Genomic DNA, 16,403 nt, shown 5'->3' with positions numbered 1-16,403 from the left:
TAATAAAGATACTAAAAAGACTATTCCAATTTCTTGAAATTCTCGATCAGCCTCAACTTGGCTTCACGGCACATCGACTTTATCTTGCGCTCCCGTTTCATCGCCTCGCTGCGCGTCTTGAAAGATTCCCAGTAGATCAGGACCAGCGGCCTTCTCGCCTTAGTCGATCGGACATCGCCACGGTTGTGCTGGGCCAATCGCTCCTTGAGGTCGGCGGTGTGTCCCGTGTAGAAGTTATCGTCCTTCAGGCTCCGCAGTATATACACATAGTATGTCTTTGCCATCGTGCTCACTTCTAAAAACAAAATTACCTCCTTATAAAAACAAACCCCAATTGCGACCTCCGCTGTGATTTTGAGCCACGATTTTTATTTTGATATAAAGAAGCTGCCCGCAACTGACCGGCGGGTTAGGTGGAGGAAAAAGGTCAGCTGATGGGCGTCCCGATCAAATTGATTATGGCGCTCGTAATCGGAGCGATGACGATGAGTATCCTGATGCAGTTCGTCGGCACGGCGGAACGAAACGTGTTCCGTGACATGGATGTCCGATTCTCAATTTCCGGCAAAAAGCTCACGGTGAAGGTCTACGATGCAGCCAGCGGTGATGCGCTGGGCGGTGTGACGATTGTGTTGAAGTATCCCGGAGGAACTGACGCCCGCACACTGGGAAAGGAAACCAACCAATACACCTTCACCATCCCGATGAACGGCGCTAAGGTCGTCCTCGTCACGGTCCAGGTCACCAGAAACGGTTACATTCCTTGGCAAGGTCAGGTCGCGGTAAGATGATCCATCATGGGAAAGAGAGTCGTGGTGTGGAATCTCTGCCGGTGGTTGTGATGCTCGGGGCCATCATGGCCGCAGGCACTGTTGCTCTTGGAATTGAGACAATTAGCAGGGCGCAACGCATATCTCACTTCCAGCGGGCAGTTGAAAGCTTCGATCTCTTCGTGGAACAATGCCGTCTCCTCTGCGCTGGCGGACTGAGTGACTCAAGGTTGGTTGAAATAGAACTGGGGGATGGAAAAATCGCGCTAAAGGGAAATCTGGTTCAGCTTTTCATTGAAGGAACGGTCAGGACCGAGCTGCTACCGCTCCCAATATTTGGGGGAGAAAATGAACTCAGGAGCGGCAGTTACCTTTTAAGAATTTGTCAACAGAACGGAGTTTTCTTTATAAAAATTGAGGCGGTCTGAAATGGAAAGGAATGGATCATCGGTCGTCTTTCTTCTAGGTAAGGTGGGCATCGGTTTTGCCGCCATCGCTTTCATCGGTTTTGCCCTCGCGATAGGCTCGGCTGCCGGTCGATTGACTGACAGGGAAGATCTGGAGTTGATCGCAAAAACCTTGACTAACACTATAGAAAAAATAGCTGATTTTCCCGGCGAGACGGAGTGTTACCGAGAACTTCCCCAAGTTGCGAAAGAAGTTGAAGTTTCAATTACTGGAGAGCTAATCGACGGTCTCCAAATGATCTCCGTTCAACTCATCTCAGTGGATAAAATTGAGCGCTCACTTGTCCTAAGCTCAACCGTCAACAATGGGAACTTTCATCTCTCGATGCGAAGCCCTCAGGGGATTATCATCCGAAAATCTGATGTGGTGGAGCTAGAGTTGGTTGGATGACCCTTCAGGTGGATGAGGATTTAATCTCCACCCTTTTCACCACCATGTTGCTGCTAATGCTGACGACAGCGATGATCAATTCATATCAAAACTATTCGGAAAAAAGGCAAGAAATTGAAGACTTCGAACTGGCGCTGAACACGGCGGAAACGCTCATCAGCAGCGTTCTGGCTGCACCTGAAAACAGCCCCGGCCTAATCGCAGTTTTACCAGAACGCCTAGAAAACTTTTCAAAAATTTTATCTTCAAGAGGTGTAGAGATACAGGTCGAGATCCGCTCACTTACTGGTGAATTGCTCTATCCCAAAAAGCATCAATCCCAAGGACTGAACGGAAATTTCAAACTAAATGTAAGTATTCCAGTTGCCCTTTACTGCGATAATGAATCAGTGCAGCTCTGCGAAATGGTTGTTCACTTCAGGAGGGAATAACCTGAAAGAGCAGGGACTGGGATATACCGCCGACTTGTTAATATTCGCGATTTTGGTCTCATTGTCCTTTGTGATCCTATTAAACTTCAACCAAGCGGATGCTGGAATAATTACAGAAAGATATGCTGCCAGCTTTGCCCGAAATACTCTTCTCGCCCTGCTGAATTGTACCGCTGATCAATTCGGAGGATTCAGCTACCGTGCCGGTTTCCAGCACCCGGAACCGGAGCTACCGATGATCCAACATTTAATCCTGAAAAAATTTCGCCACAAAAGCATCGGCCAATTGCTAATCGAAGATGTCATGCTAAACATGCAACTGAGAATCGGTGATAAAACTACTGTCACCATTTGGTCCAACGAAGGTATGCACCAGCTGCTGACCGCTTTTCTTAAATCTACGCTCGACAACATCGTGGGCAAGAGATTTGGATATCGATTTTCGGCAGCAGCCAAGCCAGCAGAAGCTTATCTTTTCGGGCTTGATTTTAACCTCACTATCGAGAACCTCTCCCCATCTGGGGTCAGACTATGCTCCGAAACCGTGCTGCTTTCACTGCCCGTTTCAGGGGCTGAGCTGATGAATCTACTCAGGAATAGGGTTGGGTTCACCTTATCATTGCCGCTGGAAACGGACACCACCATCGAAGTTAAACTGGAGCTTTGGTCCTGATGAAAGAAAAGGGCTTCGTCCCCTTCAGCGCTGCTGGGGCAATCATAGTGATTGTCATCATCGCTGTAGTTGCTCAGGCAGAGTTTTTCCGGCATCAAGAATCGCTGGGCATCGCCTATGACTCCTCGCTGTCCTTCCTTGTTACGACTGCCGCGGAGATTCACGGCAATCTGCAATTGATTGCCAAACGTGCGGTTTATCAAGCCCTATGGGAGGTAAGCAAGGTAGCCAGTGATTACCCCGAAAACAGGCTGCAGGAAATCGAAATCCGGGCGACAAAATATTTTCACACACTAATATCGGAGATTAAATTCAGTGAACATGACGCCAGAATTGAACTCATTGTCCCTGAAGAAGCGGAGCGGTCTCTGGTAAAAATTTCAGAGGCCGCTGGTGGCTTCGTGCACGCCACGGTCTCTCTGCCCAAAGAGGCGAGGATAAAAATTACTACGTGGGACAGCAACGCCAAGATTTCAATTCCATTTGATAATGTTGATCTTCTGGTGGACTCAAGATATTTTCTTTTGGCACGAAAGATGGATGAATTTGTCAAGAAAAAAGGAAACCTCATTGGACTCTGGACAACGCTGGAGTACTCCAAAGTTTTGACTGATTTAATCTTATCTAAAAAAGTAGTACTTGACCGCTCCAAAACCAAAACGGCGTTTGAAGCCGCTTGGGCCATTCAAGAACTCGAAACCTTTGGATCAACCGACTACTGGGCAACGGTGTTCACTGAAATCCTGACTGGCATCGATTCGTCGGCGGGGCGTGGTGATAATTTTGGAATCCTTTGCCGTGAAAATATCTACGAACTCTTACCACCTGCTCCGTTGAAAGAAATTCCAGGAATATCGGTTTACCGCGACCTCAGGTCCAAGGACATTATCTTTCAACGCCAAGACCCTGCAGGATTGATGGGCTTGCCCACCGCCACGCCAATTCCTCTGGGAACCTCTGGAGCCACTGTCTGGTGGGGCCAATGGGAAATTACCCTTGAAACCGAGGAAGAACCGATCGAGGAAATATTCGACTTTGATTACCCAACCATCCCCGTTATTTACGGTAGTTTTTGTGCCCACCTTCCACTCGCTTATCGCTGGGTATTCTCAGAAAAGAAGTTTACCACCGTCATCACCATCGTCAGTCCCGAACCTTTTCTGATAATTGTCCTATAAACATGGCTCCTGTTATCTTTTCGCTGGTTTTTTCGTTCTCTTTCGATTTTTCTTCCGCGCTCGTTGCGCTAGCTGGGTTAAGGCTTGCTCCAGTTTCTCTAACTCATTTTTTATTATGTCCTGCTTTAGTGAAAATAAGTCATCCCGAGATCGTGTTTCTTGGACAAAGTTATTAAATGAATCCAAAAACAACTTGCTTACCTCCGCTGCGATGCGTGATGGCCTAGATTCTATGTTTGTTTGATGAAGCTCAACCGCTACCCTTTCTATCAAGAGCTGGGCCTGTTCCCCTTTTAAACCAGTTTCAACCAACAAATCGTATATTTCCCCTCGCTGATAACCGGCTCGCATCATTGCCCTTACAACATCGGACGCTGCCAAACCAGAGGACATCACACCCGCCAAAAATTTGAACAACACGTGTTTAAAACAAGGCAAATTTTCAACTGCCAAATTGCGAAATAGTATATAAAATATTACCCTGCTTCGTGATGCCCTGCTACCGCTAGCACACCGATGATAATCAAGTCCACAACATTAGTTCAAGAGCCAGGGCCAATCCTGCTGAAAAGATGACAAATGGCATCACCAAAACACCGTATTTGGAGAACTGTGAAAATGAAATCTGGATGCCCTTTTCAGATAAAATGCTGACCCACATGATTCCTGCGAGCGCCCCCACCAACGTCAAATTGGCACCAAAATTGGCCCCGGCTATCAATGCTAAGGTTGACCCCATCCGCGCCACGGCTGAACCGTTGAATGAAGAACTCTGGAATATCCTTACAAAAAATATGGTCATCGGATGATTGTTCATGAAGCTCGCGGCAAAGGATGTCAAAAACATGAACCCCACTACTGAAGCAAACAGGTTTCCGGTGAACGGAGTAAACTGTGAGGCGAGGAAATCTGTCCACCCTTTTGAAACCAGATCCTCAACAATTATGAACAGGCCTAGGACAAATGGTATCGTCTTCCAAGGCATCCTTGAACCTATGATGGAAATGCTGGATCGATGCCCAGCCATATTAGGTCCAACGAAATGATAGTACAAAATGTCAAAGAGAACCATTATTCCTGCTGAGATAGAAGTTAATACCCACAGCGGCATCCTAAGAATACTGGTAGGGATGCTCATCAAAACAATGGTGGTGATAAACAGAACCGTGCCAAAAATTGCTCCCCACTTGTTCTTTATGGCCAACTTTGGGTCTACATCGGGCATCTCCGTCTTCACCGGTAGATTCTTCCAGAAAACCAAGACCAGGAAAGCCAAGCAGGTAATCATCGCCACAACCGAAGGAATCAGCATCCATTTTGAAAACTCCAAGAAGGTCACCCCTACGGAATCGGCTGCTATGATGTTGGCCGGGTTGCCGATGTATAAAGTCATGCTCAGGATGTTCGCGGCAAAGAACTGAGCGATGAGATAGGGAACCGGATTCACTCTTGCGCGCTGGCTGTAGTAAAATATTATCGGCGTCATTGTCAGTATCACTATATCATTGTCGGTTACCAAGGTGAGCAAACTGCTGAGGAGGAAAAAATAGATGAAGAGCCTCCTTCCGTATCCCTTTGAAGCGCGAGCGAAGTGAAGCGAAACGTATTCAAAAAGCCCGGTATAGTCCAAGGAAACGCAGATGTAGGACAGCGTGATGATCAGTATTATTATCGCATACGGAGTCACCATATCCGAGCCAAATATTCCTCGAGAAATGGTATCGAGATTGATGGAACCAACCACCAATAAAACAAGCACACCCAGCAGCGGGGCCAAACCATAATCTATGTGGATATGCCTCCGAGTAAAGGGAATTCTGACAATGGGATGTTTGAAGACAAGAAAAATTGTTGCAGCAAAGACTAAGATGGGCGCTATCGAAAGCAAGTTCATAAGATTACCTGCTGTTGGTCATCATCAAGTTATAACTATACCGGGAGGCTTGCTTTTCTCACTAATATCACAGTGCAGGGAGCATACTTTACTATATAATCCGAAATGCTCTCGGAAAAAGCGCCGAGCAGCCCTCTCTTTGGAATGGTACCGGTAACGATCACGTCACATGAGTTTTTCTTGGCAAAGGAAACGATGGCCCGGCCAACGTCCGTGGACTCAATAATTTCCAGCTGGCTCTTCAATCCCTTCTTCTCAAAGGCATCGATGACCCAAGAAAATCTTTCAAGGGCCTCCTTTTTGGAGAACTCAGTCAGGAGCCGCACCACATGTAACGCGTAAACTTTAGTTTCCTTTGAAGAGAGCTTTATGGCAACCTGGACCACTTCCTCCGGTGTCGCTTCGGTTATGCAGAGAACCATATTTTTGAACACGATTCACCCCCTATCTACTCTTCCACATGCTAATAAACGATTACTTTCTAGTCTAATCCCAGCTCAAAAGCTACTTGCAAATAGACCAACTTAACTAACCCATGTTGCTGAAATTAAAAATTAGCCAAACATTTATATTGACTTAACTTTAAGTTTCCAGGTGGAGGTTAAGAATGCCAAAAACTGGAATGATTGCCGGAGTTATTTTAGTGATAGCAATTATCGCAGTGGCAGCCGCTTACGTTGCAACCCAGCCCGGAGGCACTACTACCACAACTTCGCAACCGACCAAGCAGTGGAAAATAGCCCTACTGCTGCCGGACGTGATAACCGATCTTACCTGGAACGGTCCTGCTTACCAGGCCGTTTCGAGGCTGGTGGCCGAGGGAGTAGCTGACAAATTCTCCTACACGGAACAGGTTGCGGTACCAGACGCCGTGAGAATTGCAAGCGGATATGCTGCGGAAGGCTATGATCTGATAATCCAACATGGCGCTCAGTTTGTTGACACCACTAGAGAAGCTGCCCAAAAATACCCCAATTCGTACTTTGTCACCACGGCTTTGCTGGCTCCGGATTTCCCGTCAAATGCTTCGGTTGTCTGGTCATACTTGGAAGAGGCCTACTACCTGCTTGGAATTCTAGCAGGCAGAATGACCAAGACCAATATTGTCGGCACCCTTTGTCCACTTGAAGTTCCGGGAATCGTCGAATGGTCTAAAGGGTTTAAGGCAGGGGTCCTAAGCGTGAACCCGCACGCTACCGTCCTCTATGCAGTCACCGGTAGCTTCATGGACGCAACTCTGGGTAAGGAAGCAGCAATGGCGCAGATCGAATCAGGTGCGGACTTTCTCGCCCCCATGACCGACGGTCCGGTGCTGGGAGCCATCATGGCCGCGCAAGAAACTGGTAAGGCTTATGTCTTTGGCTGTGAAGGAGACACCCACTCAATCAACCCCAACATTATCGTGACCAGCGCAATATGGGACTCATACTCACACTACAAGACAATAATGCTCGATATCAAAGCAGGTCAATTCAAGTCGATTTACCCGGCTGATCTAAAGACAGGTGGTGTCACGTTGACTCCGTTCTATGCCCTCAAGGACAAAATACCACAAACCGTTCTGGATGAAATGGAACAGGCAAAACAGGACATCATATCCGGCAAAATAAATGTAAAAGAACTAGTCCAGAGCATCACCCTCTAGAGAAAATTCTAACCTCTAGAGGATTTTTTTACTTTTTTGTTTGAACACTATCTTTCGATACAACACAGGTTCTGACCAATTATTCATAGATGCTGATTTTCAAAAAGTTTTTATTGAATTTTGCTTATATTCAACAGGAACTATGGCAGATTTCATCATAGAGCATGGATTTTTGGTCACCATGGATCAGATGAACAGGGTTATAGAAGACGGCGCTTTGGTCGTTGAGGGAAACCGAATCTTGGCCGTGGGTACGACTTCGGAGATCAAGAAAAAATATCATGCTGAAGAAATTATTGACGCCAAGGGTAAAGCAATAATGCCCGGTTTCGTAACACCTCACAACCACATGTATAACTCTTTAACCCGTTACATGAATATCCCTTTACCACCAGAGATAGCTTCTGATTTCGGCAGCCTTCTCACGCGCTGGTGGTGGCCTAAAATTGAGGATACATGCACCAAGGAGGATGTCTACACCGGAATCCTCCTCGCCTCGGTGGAGATGCTGAAAAATGGAATTACCTGCACCGCGGATCTTCAAGAAGGACAGAATCTTCTTCCTGGGGCGCTTGACTCGGCGGGCAGGGCCTGCGACGAAGCCGGAATTCGAGCCTTCCTTTCCTTTGAAACCACCGACCGGGTAAGTCTCGCCAAAGGGAAAATGGGACTCAAGGAAAATGAAAATTTCATCAAAAAAAGAAATTACAAGAAAGACGCCCGCGTCCAAGGAATGATGGGGGTACACACCTGCTTCTCCTGCACTCCGGAAACGCTGAAAAAAGCGCGGGAGATAGCTGATAAGCACAACTGTGGTATCCAGATTCACATCGCCCAGAGCACCTATGAGGTTGAGATGATAAAAAAGAAATACCAAGTTGGTGGCTCAGTTGAGTTTCTCGACTCAATCGGCTTTCTGGGTTCGGACGTTGATGCCGCCCACGGAATCTACATTTCTAAGAATGAACTGGAGATCTGGCGGCGAAACAACGTTGGCCTGTCCTTCAACATCAAAAGTAATGCCTTTTACGCCAATGGGCTGGCCCCGGCTGTGGAGCTGATCAAAAGGAACGGCAAAGTCGGCCTCGGTATAGACGGCGTCAACATCTATGACATGTTTGAGCTGATGACCTTCTCGATGGCCATGCTCCGTCTTTACTACCTCGACGACGGGCTCTTGCCAGCTACACAAGCCCTCCATCTGGCCACTATGGGCGGCGCCAAGGTTCTGGGCCGGGAGAAGGAAATCGGATCCTTGGAACCTAACAAGAAAGCCGACATAATTATCGTTGATTTTTCTGGTAAGGCAAAACTGACTCCGGCTCTGAACAAGCTTGAAGTTTTAGCTTTTAGTTGCCGAGGTTCTGATGTTGATACCGTCATCGTGGATGGTAAAATTGTGGTGGACAACAAAAAGATTCTAACCGTCGATGAGGAAAAACTGCTCGAAAGAGCACAGCGCCAAGCAGAGAAGTATCAGAGGCGCGCCATCGAAACGCCGATAAATCCCGTCTGGACACTGCCCGAGCGCTGAGGGTGAAAAAACGCTGGATCTTACGGTAAAACTCGCGGACCTAAGGCTGGAATTCCCAACCGTTCTGGCACCGGGACCTTTGAGCAAGGATGGTCCTGCGATCAAGAGGGCCGCGGAACATTATGGCATCGGAGCAATCGTGGCTAAAACTGTGTATCCAAGAGAGGAGGATACCCCCCGACCTTGCATGATTGCTCTCCAAGGAGGTACCATGATCAATCACGATTGGTCCGCCCTCAGCGCCGAACAGATTTGCAGACAGATGAAGATCGCCAAAGAGGGAAAGAAGCCGGTAATAGTCAGCATTCTTGGTGACATTGATGAGGAAGTGAGAATGGCCAAGCTTCTGGAAGAGGCCGGCGCCGACATGCTGGAATTGCCCATCAGCAACCCCTCGCTTGAACAGCTACAGGAAAACATCCGCAAAATCAAGGAAGCGGTTGTCATCCCCCTCGGAGTCAAAATTGGCCCAAATATATCAGACATCCCGCGATACGCTAAGGGGATTGAAAGAGCTGGGGCAGACTATATCTCCGGAATCAACACGCTGGGGCCGGTGCTGGCCATCGACGCGAGGACGGGCAGACCATTGCTGGGCTCAAAATTCGGGTACGGCTATCTCTCCGGACCAGCCATAAAACCGCTGGCGCTGAGATGCGTCGCTGAAATGGCCAAAAGTGTAAGAATACCTGTTGTCGGGGGTGGGGGCATCAGCAACGGTAAGGACGCAATCGAATTCCTGATGGCGGGAGCCACCTGCATTCACCTTCACACCGCGGCAATCCTCAGAGGATTGGGGGTTTTCTCAAAAATAGTAGAAGAAATTAGTGAGGTAATCAAAGCGCTTGGTTATAATAGTTTGGAGGAAATTCGAGGCTTATCATTGAAACTTCTCAATGAAGAACCGTTATTTTCCCGAATAATTCCAAGCATTAATCACGATCTGTGCAACGGTTGCGGTCTCTGCCAACGGGCTTGTGCCTATGCGGCGATAAAAGTGCAAGGTGGCGTGGCGAGGGTGGATGAAACTGCCTGCTTCGGCTGCGGTCTCTGCGCCACGCTTTGCCCAGTCAACGCGATAAATTTGAGTTGATTGAAAATGTCAAGGAGAATATTGTATATAGACCCGCTCGAATGCACCGGATGCAGAAACTGCGAGATAGCCTGCAGCTACATCAAGGAAGGTCTGATGAATCCTCAGAAATCCAGAATACGCGTCGTCAGAATCGGCGCCGCCTACGACAACCCGATCGTCTGCCGGCAATGTGAGAACGCGCCCTGCGCCCAAAGCTGCCCGGTGGACGCCATAGAAAGAAGAGGCCGGGTGTGGGTGGTCGACTCCCAAAAGTGTATCGGCTGCGGCGTCTGTGTTCAAGAATGTCCCTTCGGTGCCATCTGGCTTCACCCGGACAAGGGAACAGCGATAAAGTGCGATCAGTGCGGAAACTGCGTGAAACACTGCCCCCCGGGGAAGTTGAGATTTGTTGATCCTAACGACATTGCCTATGAAACAGGAATAAAACGTGCGTTGAAACTTAAGGAGATAACGGAGGAAAAAAATGAGCTTTAAGTACAAAGCCTATGGGGGAAAAATAATCCGGGTGGACCTGACGAACAAAGTGGTCACCAAGCAGCCTTTGGATGCTGGACTTGCCGAAAGCTTTCTCGGTGGTGCGGGATTCGTCACCAAGATTTTGTGGGATGAAGTCGGCCCAGCTATCGATCCACTCTCCCCTGAAAATCGGCTCATCTTTGCCGTGGGACCGCTTTGCGGCACGGGCTGGCCAGTCAGCTGCAGATTTGAGGTCGGCGCCAAGTCCCCGCTTACCGGGATTTACGGCGACTCCAGCTGCTGCGGCCACTGGGGTCCGGAACTAAAGTTTGCTGGTTACGACGCCATCGTCTTTCAAGGGAAAGCCAGTAGCCCTGTTTATCTCTGGATTGACGATGACAACGTCAAGATCATGGACGCTGAAGATATCTGGAACAAGACCACCGGCGAAGCTGAGGAGATAATAAGAAAGGACCTTGGTGACTACAGAATTCAAGTTGCTTGCTGCGGACCCGCTGGCGAAAATCTGGTCAAGTATGCCTCAATTATCAGCCAGAGAAGGGCCGCGGCTCGTTGCGGGCTCGGCACTGTGATGGGATCTAAGAACTTAAAAGCCGTTGCGGTTAGAGGCACAAAAGATGTGAAAACGGAAAATCCAGTAGAGTTTTATGAATTCATGAAAAGTATTATCGAAGTTTATAAGAACGACTTTTACATTCTCGACAGAATAAAATTCGGCACTCCCATTCTTGTGGAGCTGATGAACGAGATCGCTCGGTGGCCTGTAAGGAACTTTCAAACCGGTGTATTTCCCTTCGCCAAGGAAATCGGCGGGGAAAGGATCAGAAAGGAGTACCGGATAAAGGATCGGGGCGGGTTCGGTTGCTGGGCCACCTGTGAAAAACCGGTTCGTGTCAAAAACCCGCCTTACGCTGGAATATATGGTAAACAGCCAGAGTATGAAACCCTATCAGCATTGGGCGCTAGGTTGGGGATCAAAAACTTGGATGCGATTATCTATGCTAACGAGCTTTGCGATGAGCTGGGCTTAGATACCATCTCCACTGGAGGAACTATATCTTGGGCCATGGAATGCTACGAAAATGGCATTCTCACCAAAGAGGACACCGATGGCATAGAGCTGAATTGGGGTAACTACGAGGCAGTGATTAAGTTGATTCCTAAAATTGCTCATAGGGAAGGATTTGGCGCCCTTCTAGCCGAGGGCAGTTACCGGGCGGCACAAAAAATTGGCCGTGGCTCGGAAAAATATCTGATGACCGTGAAAAAGCTGGAAATAGCCGCACAGGATGGCAGGGCTCAGAAATCTATGGGTCTGGCTCACGCGGTTGCCAATCGTGGGGGCGATCATCTCAAGGCCTTTCCGTTGCTGGACGAACTCGGCAGGGAGGAGCCAATCAAGGCAAGGTTCGGCGAAAAATATCTTCCCGAGATGGCCCGGCCGCTGAGCCCTAAATACAAGGCCTACGAAGTAAAAGACGGCGAGGAACTCTGCGCCCTCTGCGACAGTTTATCGCTATGCAAAAGCTCCGGAACCTGCCTGCCGCTGTACACGGGGCAGATTTATTTTGAAGATATGGCTAAAATCCTGAGGCTGGCTACTGGGATGAAGGTAAACGGCGGGGATTTGAGAAGAATTGGCGAGAGGATAGTCAACCTCCAAAGGGCCTTCAATATCCGAGAAGGTTTGAGCAAGGAGGACGACACTCTGCCTGAAAGATTTACGAAAACGCCTGCCCCGGAGGGTGTAAGCAAAGGGCACGTGGTAGAACTGGATAAAATGTTAGATGAATACTATAACCTGAGAGGATGGGATCCGAAAACTGGTTTTATCCCCCGGAAAAAGCTGGAAGAACTCGCCTTGGACTATGTGGCTGAAGAGCTGGAAAAGCTGGGCAAAATTCCATTTTGAACCGGGACTACTCGCCGCCAGAAACAGCGTGGGCTATAACCACGCGGTCTCCCTCTCTCAGGTTAACTCCGAGGTTTTTATCCAAGAGATGGGCCAGCTGCCCGTTCAGAGTTATGTGGTTATGACTGAAAACACGACCGGTCTTCGGATCAAAAATGGTTTTTCTAAAGACTTCACCGTGTCTGACGCACAGTAGTTCCAGAAACTCTCTTAGCGTCATCCCCTTCTGAACCTTCACTCTTTCCTCTCTTGTCCCTGTGAGCTCCTGGAAAAAAGACAGGTAAACTACTGACACCTCTATCTGTTGCATAAAAATCTCACTCCTGAGAATTAACTCTAACTAAGGTATCTTTAAACATTCGGCTTAAAACTGAAAACTTTTATGATAACCGCCCAAAATTAAGGCGTGGTTTTGTGAGTAAAATCAAGTATAGGAAATCCATGGAAAAATTTCAAAAAATGCTCATCCCCACCATTTACGGCGATGTTCCAACTTTTCTTGGGGTTCCAGCAGCAAGGAAGAAGGGAGAGCTGAAGGGTGCAGATGCGGCATTTTTAGGCTTGCCATCTCAAGGCGCCGAGATGCTGGTCGGTAGGGAAGTTGGCGTAAATATAATGGACACCATGCGCTTGAGAAAGGCCTCTATAAAATATGGAGGGTATCTGCCCGAACTTGACATGGATGTCCTCGGCCAGGTTAACCTTGTCGATTGCGGCGACGTTACCGGATTTTATCCCTTAGACCAGGTGGACATCGAAGAATACTTTCAACTTGCGGAGAAGAGAATTTTCGAAATTTTGGAAGCCGGATGCATCCCGCTGACAGTCGGGGCACACCCGTACCTTGTTGCAAAATCCATATGCCGGCTTGGTGGTAATTTAGGCATCATCCATCTGGACGCCCACGCTGACAACATGGAATCTCACCAAAATAGTAAATGGTCTCTCGCCTGCTGGGTAGCCCGTGTGTCAGAGCTAGATGGAGTGAACATGAAAAATTTTATCCAGATCGGTATGAGGGGGCCGAGGAACTTCAGGGAACAGATGGAATGGTACCGTAAGAAGGGAGCTACTGTATATACTTACACTGAAATAGAAAAAAATGGAATCATAGCTATCACTGGAGAAGCTATTAAAAAAGCAGGGGCAGGAGTTGATCACCTCTTCCTCAACTTGGATCTGGACGTCTTGGATCTCGGGGCCGCCCCAGGACTTGATGAGCCACTGGGAATCACTACAACCGATCTGCTCAAAATCGTCCATGAAGTCGGCAAAAATATGGTGACCGCTTTCAACGTAGAGTGGATCCCGACCCCGGCTTGGCAGCCCTACCAGTTGCCTGCTTGGCCCCTTTACTGGATCACCACTTGGACCATATTATATCTGCTTGCTGGGGTAGCATCATCAAAGAGGCTACAACGATGACGGTAGATACCGTTGTGATCAATGGAAAAATCTTCAGTCAAGGGAATTTCTTTGAAGCCGGTCTAGCCATCGACGCGGGCAAAATTATCTCGATAGCCAAGGAACCCAGCCTACCACCAGCCGATGAGAAAATCGACGCGAAAGGGAACATAGTAATCCCTGGTGCCGTGGATGCTCACGTTCATCTACACATACCGGGTAGCCTGCACAGGGAAGACTTTGCCAACGGTACTAAAGCGGCCGCAATTGGGGGAACTACCACGGTCATCGATTTTGCCGTACCTAGAAAGGGCGAGTTGGAAAAAACATTTGTCCAGATGAAAGCAGATGGGGAAAAAATGTGTGCAATAGATTTCGCCCTTCACGCTGCCATTTGTCTGGAAAAACACATCGAAGAAATACCTGATGTTTCAAAAATGGGTGCCGTTTCCTTCAAACATTTCATGGCCAACCCTGATGGTCTGCAGCCCTTGGACAGCGGGATTATGTTTGATTCCTTCAGAAAAATCAGAGAAGCCAAATCATTGGCCACCGTTCACGCCGAAAATGAAAGCATTAGACTCCGTCAGATGAATGAACTCAAGAAACTGGGAAGAAGCGATCCCATCGCACACGCACTATCTAGACCGATCATTGCTGAGGTCGAGGCCATCTCTAGAGCAATACTTCTGGCCTCGGAAACGAGCACGCCGCTCCACATTTTCCACGTCTCGTCTGGTCCCGGGGCAGACTTAATCAGAGGGGCTAAAAAAATGGGATTACCGGTGTCCGGGGAAACCTGCCCCCACCATCTCATCTTTAACCAAGAAGATCTGAAAAAATTCGGCCCCTATCTTCAGGTAAACCCGCCTCTAAGGACCAAGGCCGATTCTGAAGCGCTGTGGAAGGCATTGGCTGATGGAGTTTTGGACGTGCTAGTCACGGATCACTATGCACCGCTGCAGGCAGAGAAAGAAAAGGGCTGGGAAAACATCTGGGAGGTCGAGGGTGGAGTCCCAGGAGTTGAAACTAGAGTCATGCTGATGATCAGCGAGGGCTATCACAGGAGAAAACTACCATTGGAGAGGATAGTCGAAGTAATCTCCACCATGCCAGCGAAGATATTCGGACTCTATCCCGCTAAAGGTGCGATTCAGATAGGATCAGACGCCGACCTCACGATAATCGATTTGAACGAGGAAATGACGATAAGGGCTGAGAAGCTACACCATAGGGCCGACTGGTCACCGTTCGAAGGTTTCAAGGTCAAGGGCATTCCCAGATTGACTATGCTCAGAGGAGAAATAGTGGCAAGAGAGGGAAGTTTCTGGGGCAGGGAGGGCTTCGGAAGATTTTACCCCAGACAGTACCAATGAATTCCCAGCACTTTCAGGACAAGATTTTTATCAAGGGCCGATGATGATTTTTGGCAGCTGGTAGATTCCATATGGCAGATGTTACAGAGCCATTGCAGGTGTTGATTGAAAGGGCAAAGGAAACGGGGGCAAGCTCCGTCAAAATGATCTCAACTGACAATGTCTTCATCGAGGATTATGTAAGAATAAAATGCCAGTACGGTTGCAGGATGTACGGAATTCGCCTCACCTGCCCGCCCCACACACCAACCCCTGAAGAAACCAGAAAGTGGTTGAGGGGCTACAAATATGGTCTGCTCATGGAGTTTAGAAACATGAAAGATGAAGAAGACCAGAGGCAGGTCCACGAAAAAAGCTTGGAGCTGGAGAGGGAAGCCTTCTTTATGGGCTTCTACCGGGCTTTGCTGCTCGTCTCAGGACCGTGCAGATACTGCAACCCTTGTGTGGCGGAAAAGTCGGAGAACCGCAGCCTATTGAGCAAGGCCGATTGTCTGTATCCGCGGAAAGCTAGGCCATCAATGGAAGCCGTTGGAATCGATGTTTATAAGACGGCGAGAAAAGCAGGGTTTGAAATCAACGTGATAAAGGATAGAGAACCCTACAAGAGCTTTGTGCTGCTTTTATTGGAATGAACCGACCGTCTAAATCACTTGACTATTCAATGGCGAGGGTGTCCTTCACCTTTATCTCCTGCATCTTTTTGTTGATCTCCGTTGTTTCGCCGAAGTAAAGACACCTGGCTGGACAGACCAAAACGCAGAGAGGTTTCTCGCCGCGGTCAATTCTGTGGGCGCAGAGATTACAGAGCTCAATCTTCCCCAGCTCAGGATTAAACTGGGGGGCGTTTATCGGACAGACATCAATGCAAAGCTGACAGCCGATGCATTTTTCCTTGTCCACCATAACAATGCCATCAGGTCTCTTGTACAGCGCGTGCTCAGGACAAGCTTTGATACACGGGGCGTCCTCACAATGTTTGCAGAAAACAGGCACATAATCAGTCCTGAGCCCGCCATCGATCTTCCTTGGCCCTATCTTAACCACGCGGATGGGCATTGGGCCCACAGGCAGGTTGAACTCCTGCTTACAGGCGATCTCACAGGAATGACAGCCGATACACTTCTTTACGTCGGCCTGCAGTTTGTATTTTGCCAT

General features: G+C 48.4%; 20 protein-coding genes. 14 read left to right on the top strand and 6 right to left on the bottom strand.

Annotated elements, in window-relative coordinates; all coding sequences use genetic code 11:
- Window positions 1-20: 20 nt before the first annotated feature.
- On the bottom strand, window positions 21-284 hold the full coding sequence (locus QXT02_RS03990) for a GIY-YIG nuclease family protein (RefSeq protein WP_342812060.1): 264 nt from the start codon (window positions 282-284) through the stop codon (window positions 21-23).
- A 129-nt stretch (window positions 285-413) separates the two neighbouring features.
- Between QXT02_RS03990 and QXT02_RS03985 the strand changes: the two genes are divergently transcribed.
- Genes QXT02_RS03985 through QXT02_RS03960 form a run of 6 tightly spaced genes read left to right on the top strand, consistent with a single transcriptional unit; the run spans window position 414 to window position 3,910 of the window.
- Complete coding sequence (locus tag QXT02_RS03985) at window positions 414-791, top strand: hypothetical protein (RefSeq protein ID WP_342812059.1); 378 nt, start codon at window positions 414-416, stop codon at window positions 789-791.
- Complete coding sequence (locus tag QXT02_RS03980; protein WP_342812058.1) at window positions 764-1,198, top strand: hypothetical protein; 435 nt, start codon at window positions 764-766, stop codon at window positions 1,196-1,198. Before QXT02_RS03985 ends, QXT02_RS03980 begins: the two co-directional genes overlap by 28 nt.
- A gap of 1 nt (window position 1,199) precedes the next feature.
- Complete coding sequence (locus QXT02_RS03975; RefSeq protein ID WP_342812057.1) at window positions 1,200-1,628, top strand: hypothetical protein; 429 nt, start codon at window positions 1,200-1,202, stop codon at window positions 1,626-1,628.
- The gene (locus QXT02_RS03970; protein ID WP_342812056.1) at window positions 1,625-2,059 is read left to right on the top strand and encodes a hypothetical protein; all 435 of its coding nucleotides are present in this window, start codon (window positions 1,625-1,627) and stop codon (window positions 2,057-2,059) included. The genes QXT02_RS03975 and QXT02_RS03970 overlap by 4 nt, the downstream gene beginning before the upstream one ends.
- Window positions 2,037-2,732, top strand: a complete 696-nt coding sequence (locus tag QXT02_RS03965) for a hypothetical protein (protein WP_342812055.1) — start codon at window positions 2,037-2,039, stop codon at window positions 2,730-2,732. Before QXT02_RS03970 ends, QXT02_RS03965 begins: the two co-directional genes overlap by 23 nt.
- Entirely contained in the window at window positions 2,732-3,910 is a 1,179-nt protein-coding gene (locus QXT02_RS03960; protein WP_342812054.1) for a hypothetical protein, read from the top strand. The genes QXT02_RS03965 and QXT02_RS03960 overlap by 1 nt, the downstream gene beginning before the upstream one ends.
- 12 nt (window positions 3,911-3,922) lie before the next feature.
- On the opposite strand, the gene QXT02_RS03955 is transcribed toward QXT02_RS03960, so the two are convergent.
- The 3 genes from QXT02_RS03955 to QXT02_RS03945 all read right to left on the bottom strand — a co-directional run bounded on the left by QXT02_RS03955 (window position 3,923) and on the right by QXT02_RS03945 (window position 6,238).
- Complete coding sequence (locus tag QXT02_RS03955; RefSeq protein ID WP_342812053.1) at window positions 3,923-4,303, bottom strand: hypothetical protein; 381 nt, start codon at window positions 4,301-4,303, stop codon at window positions 3,923-3,925.
- 130 nt (window positions 4,304-4,433) lie between these two features.
- Entirely contained in the window at window positions 4,434-5,804 is a 1,371-nt protein-coding gene (locus tag QXT02_RS03950) for an SLC13 family permease (RefSeq protein WP_342812052.1), read from the bottom strand.
- Window positions 5,805-5,839: 35 nt separating this feature from the next.
- Window positions 5,840-6,238 carry a universal stress protein gene (locus QXT02_RS03945; protein ID WP_342812051.1) on the bottom strand — a complete coding sequence of 133 codons (399 nt, stop codon included), beginning with the start codon at window positions 6,236-6,238 and terminating at the stop codon, window positions 5,840-5,842.
- Window positions 6,239-6,411: 173 nt separating this feature from the next.
- On the opposite strand from QXT02_RS03945, the gene QXT02_RS03940 reads away from it, so the two are divergent.
- The 5 genes from QXT02_RS03940 (at window position 6,412) to QXT02_RS03920 (ending at window position 12,468) form a co-directional block, all read left to right on the top strand.
- A complete protein-coding gene (locus QXT02_RS03940; RefSeq protein ID WP_342812050.1) occupies window positions 6,412-7,449 on the top strand; it encodes a BMP family protein in 1,038 nt (345 codons plus the stop codon).
- A gap of 142 nt (window positions 7,450-7,591) precedes the next feature.
- Window positions 7,592-8,983 (top strand): amidohydrolase, encoded by a 1,392-nt coding sequence (locus QXT02_RS03935; protein WP_342812049.1) that lies wholly within the window; start codon window positions 7,592-7,594, stop codon window positions 8,981-8,983.
- Window positions 8,955-10,076, top strand: coding sequence for a 4Fe-4S binding protein (locus tag QXT02_RS03930; protein WP_342812094.1), 1,122 nt, complete (start codon window positions 8,955-8,957; stop codon window positions 10,074-10,076). The genes QXT02_RS03935 and QXT02_RS03930 overlap by 29 nt, the downstream gene beginning before the upstream one ends.
- A 6-nt stretch (window positions 10,077-10,082) precedes the next feature.
- Window positions 10,083-10,553, top strand: coding sequence for a 4Fe-4S dicluster domain-containing protein (locus tag QXT02_RS03925; RefSeq protein WP_342812048.1), 471 nt, complete (start codon window positions 10,083-10,085; stop codon window positions 10,551-10,553).
- Window positions 10,543-12,468, top strand: a complete 1,926-nt coding sequence (locus QXT02_RS03920) for an aldehyde ferredoxin oxidoreductase family protein (protein WP_342812047.1) — start codon at window positions 10,543-10,545, stop codon at window positions 12,466-12,468. Before QXT02_RS03925 ends, QXT02_RS03920 begins: the two co-directional genes overlap by 11 nt.
- Before the next feature lie 7 nt (window positions 12,469-12,475).
- Here the strand turns inward: QXT02_RS03920 and QXT02_RS03915 are convergent, their stop codons facing one another.
- Entirely contained in the window at window positions 12,476-12,778 is a 303-nt protein-coding gene (locus QXT02_RS03915) for a MoaD/ThiS family protein (RefSeq protein WP_342812046.1), read from the bottom strand.
- 104 nt (window positions 12,779-12,882) lie between these two features.
- On the opposite strand from QXT02_RS03915, the gene QXT02_RS03910 reads away from it, so the two are divergent.
- The 3 genes from QXT02_RS03910 to QXT02_RS03900 all read left to right on the top strand — a co-directional run bounded on the left by QXT02_RS03910 (window position 12,883) and on the right by QXT02_RS03900 (window position 15,880).
- A complete protein-coding gene (locus QXT02_RS03910; RefSeq protein ID WP_342812045.1) occupies window positions 12,883-13,893 on the top strand; it encodes an arginase family protein in 1,011 nt (336 codons plus the stop codon).
- Window positions 13,890-15,248, top strand: coding sequence for a dihydroorotase (locus QXT02_RS03905; RefSeq protein ID WP_342812044.1), 1,359 nt, complete (start codon window positions 13,890-13,892; stop codon window positions 15,246-15,248). The genes QXT02_RS03910 and QXT02_RS03905 overlap by 4 nt, the downstream gene beginning before the upstream one ends.
- 71 nt (window positions 15,249-15,319) lie before the next feature.
- On the top strand, window positions 15,320-15,880 hold the full coding sequence (locus QXT02_RS03900) for a DUF2284 domain-containing protein (protein WP_342812043.1): 561 nt from the start codon (window positions 15,320-15,322) through the stop codon (window positions 15,878-15,880).
- Window positions 15,881-15,902: 22 nt separating this feature from the next.
- Here QXT02_RS03900 and QXT02_RS03895 read toward each other — a convergent pair whose 3' ends face one another.
- Complete coding sequence (locus QXT02_RS03895; RefSeq protein ID WP_342812042.1) at window positions 15,903-16,403, bottom strand: 4Fe-4S dicluster domain-containing protein; 501 nt, start codon at window positions 16,401-16,403, stop codon at window positions 15,903-15,905.

Origin of the sequence: Hadarchaeum sp. (SeqCode), from assembly GCF_038871235.1 — an archaeon.
GTDB lineage: Archaea > Hadarchaeota > Hadarchaeia > Hadarchaeales > Hadarchaeaceae > Hadarchaeum.
Note: the sequence above shows the minus strand (reverse complement) of the source record. Positions and strands in the feature narration are given on the sequence as shown.

Bases quoted from the DNA above. Each gene is read 5' to 3' on its own strand.
- QXT02_RS03990 (WP_342812060.1), bottom strand. From the start codon at position 284: ATGGCAAAGACATACTATGTGTATATACTGCGGAGCCTGAAGGACGAT.
- QXT02_RS03975 (WP_342812057.1), top strand. From the start codon at position 1,200: ATGGAAAGGAATGGATCATCGGTCGTCTTTCTTCTAGGTAAGGTGGGC.
- QXT02_RS03970 (WP_342812056.1), top strand. From the start codon at position 1,625: ATGACCCTTCAGGTGGATGAGGATTTAATCTCCACCCTTTTCACCACC.
- QXT02_RS03960 (WP_342812054.1), top strand. From the start codon at position 2,732: ATGAAAGAAAAGGGCTTCGTCCCCTTCAGCGCTGCTGGGGCAATCATA.
- QXT02_RS03955 (WP_342812053.1), bottom strand. From the start codon at position 4,303: ATGTCCTCTGGTTTGGCAGCGTCCGATGTTGTAAGGGCAATGATGCGA.
- QXT02_RS03950 (WP_342812052.1), bottom strand. From the start codon at position 5,804: ATGAACTTGCTTTCGATAGCGCCCATCTTAGTCTTTGCTGCAACAATT.
- QXT02_RS03940 (WP_342812050.1), top strand. From the start codon at position 6,412: ATGCCAAAAACTGGAATGATTGCCGGAGTTATTTTAGTGATAGCAATT.
- QXT02_RS03935 (WP_342812049.1), top strand. From the start codon at position 7,592: ATGGCAGATTTCATCATAGAGCATGGATTTTTGGTCACCATGGATCAG.
- QXT02_RS03925 (WP_342812048.1), top strand. From the start codon at position 10,083: ATGTCAAGGAGAATATTGTATATAGACCCGCTCGAATGCACCGGATGC.
- QXT02_RS03920 (WP_342812047.1), top strand. From the start codon at position 10,543: ATGAGCTTTAAGTACAAAGCCTATGGGGGAAAAATAATCCGGGTGGAC.
- QXT02_RS03915 (WP_342812046.1), bottom strand. From the start codon at position 12,778: ATGCAACAGATAGAGGTGTCAGTAGTTTACCTGTCTTTTTTCCAGGAG.
- QXT02_RS03905 (WP_342812044.1), top strand. From the start codon at position 13,890: ATGACGGTAGATACCGTTGTGATCAATGGAAAAATCTTCAGTCAAGGG.
- QXT02_RS03900 (WP_342812043.1), top strand. From the start codon at position 15,320: ATGGCAGATGTTACAGAGCCATTGCAGGTGTTGATTGAAAGGGCAAAG.
- QXT02_RS03895 (WP_342812042.1), bottom strand. From the start codon at position 16,403: ATGGCAAAATACAAACTGCAGGCCGACGTAAAGAAGTGTATCGGCTGT.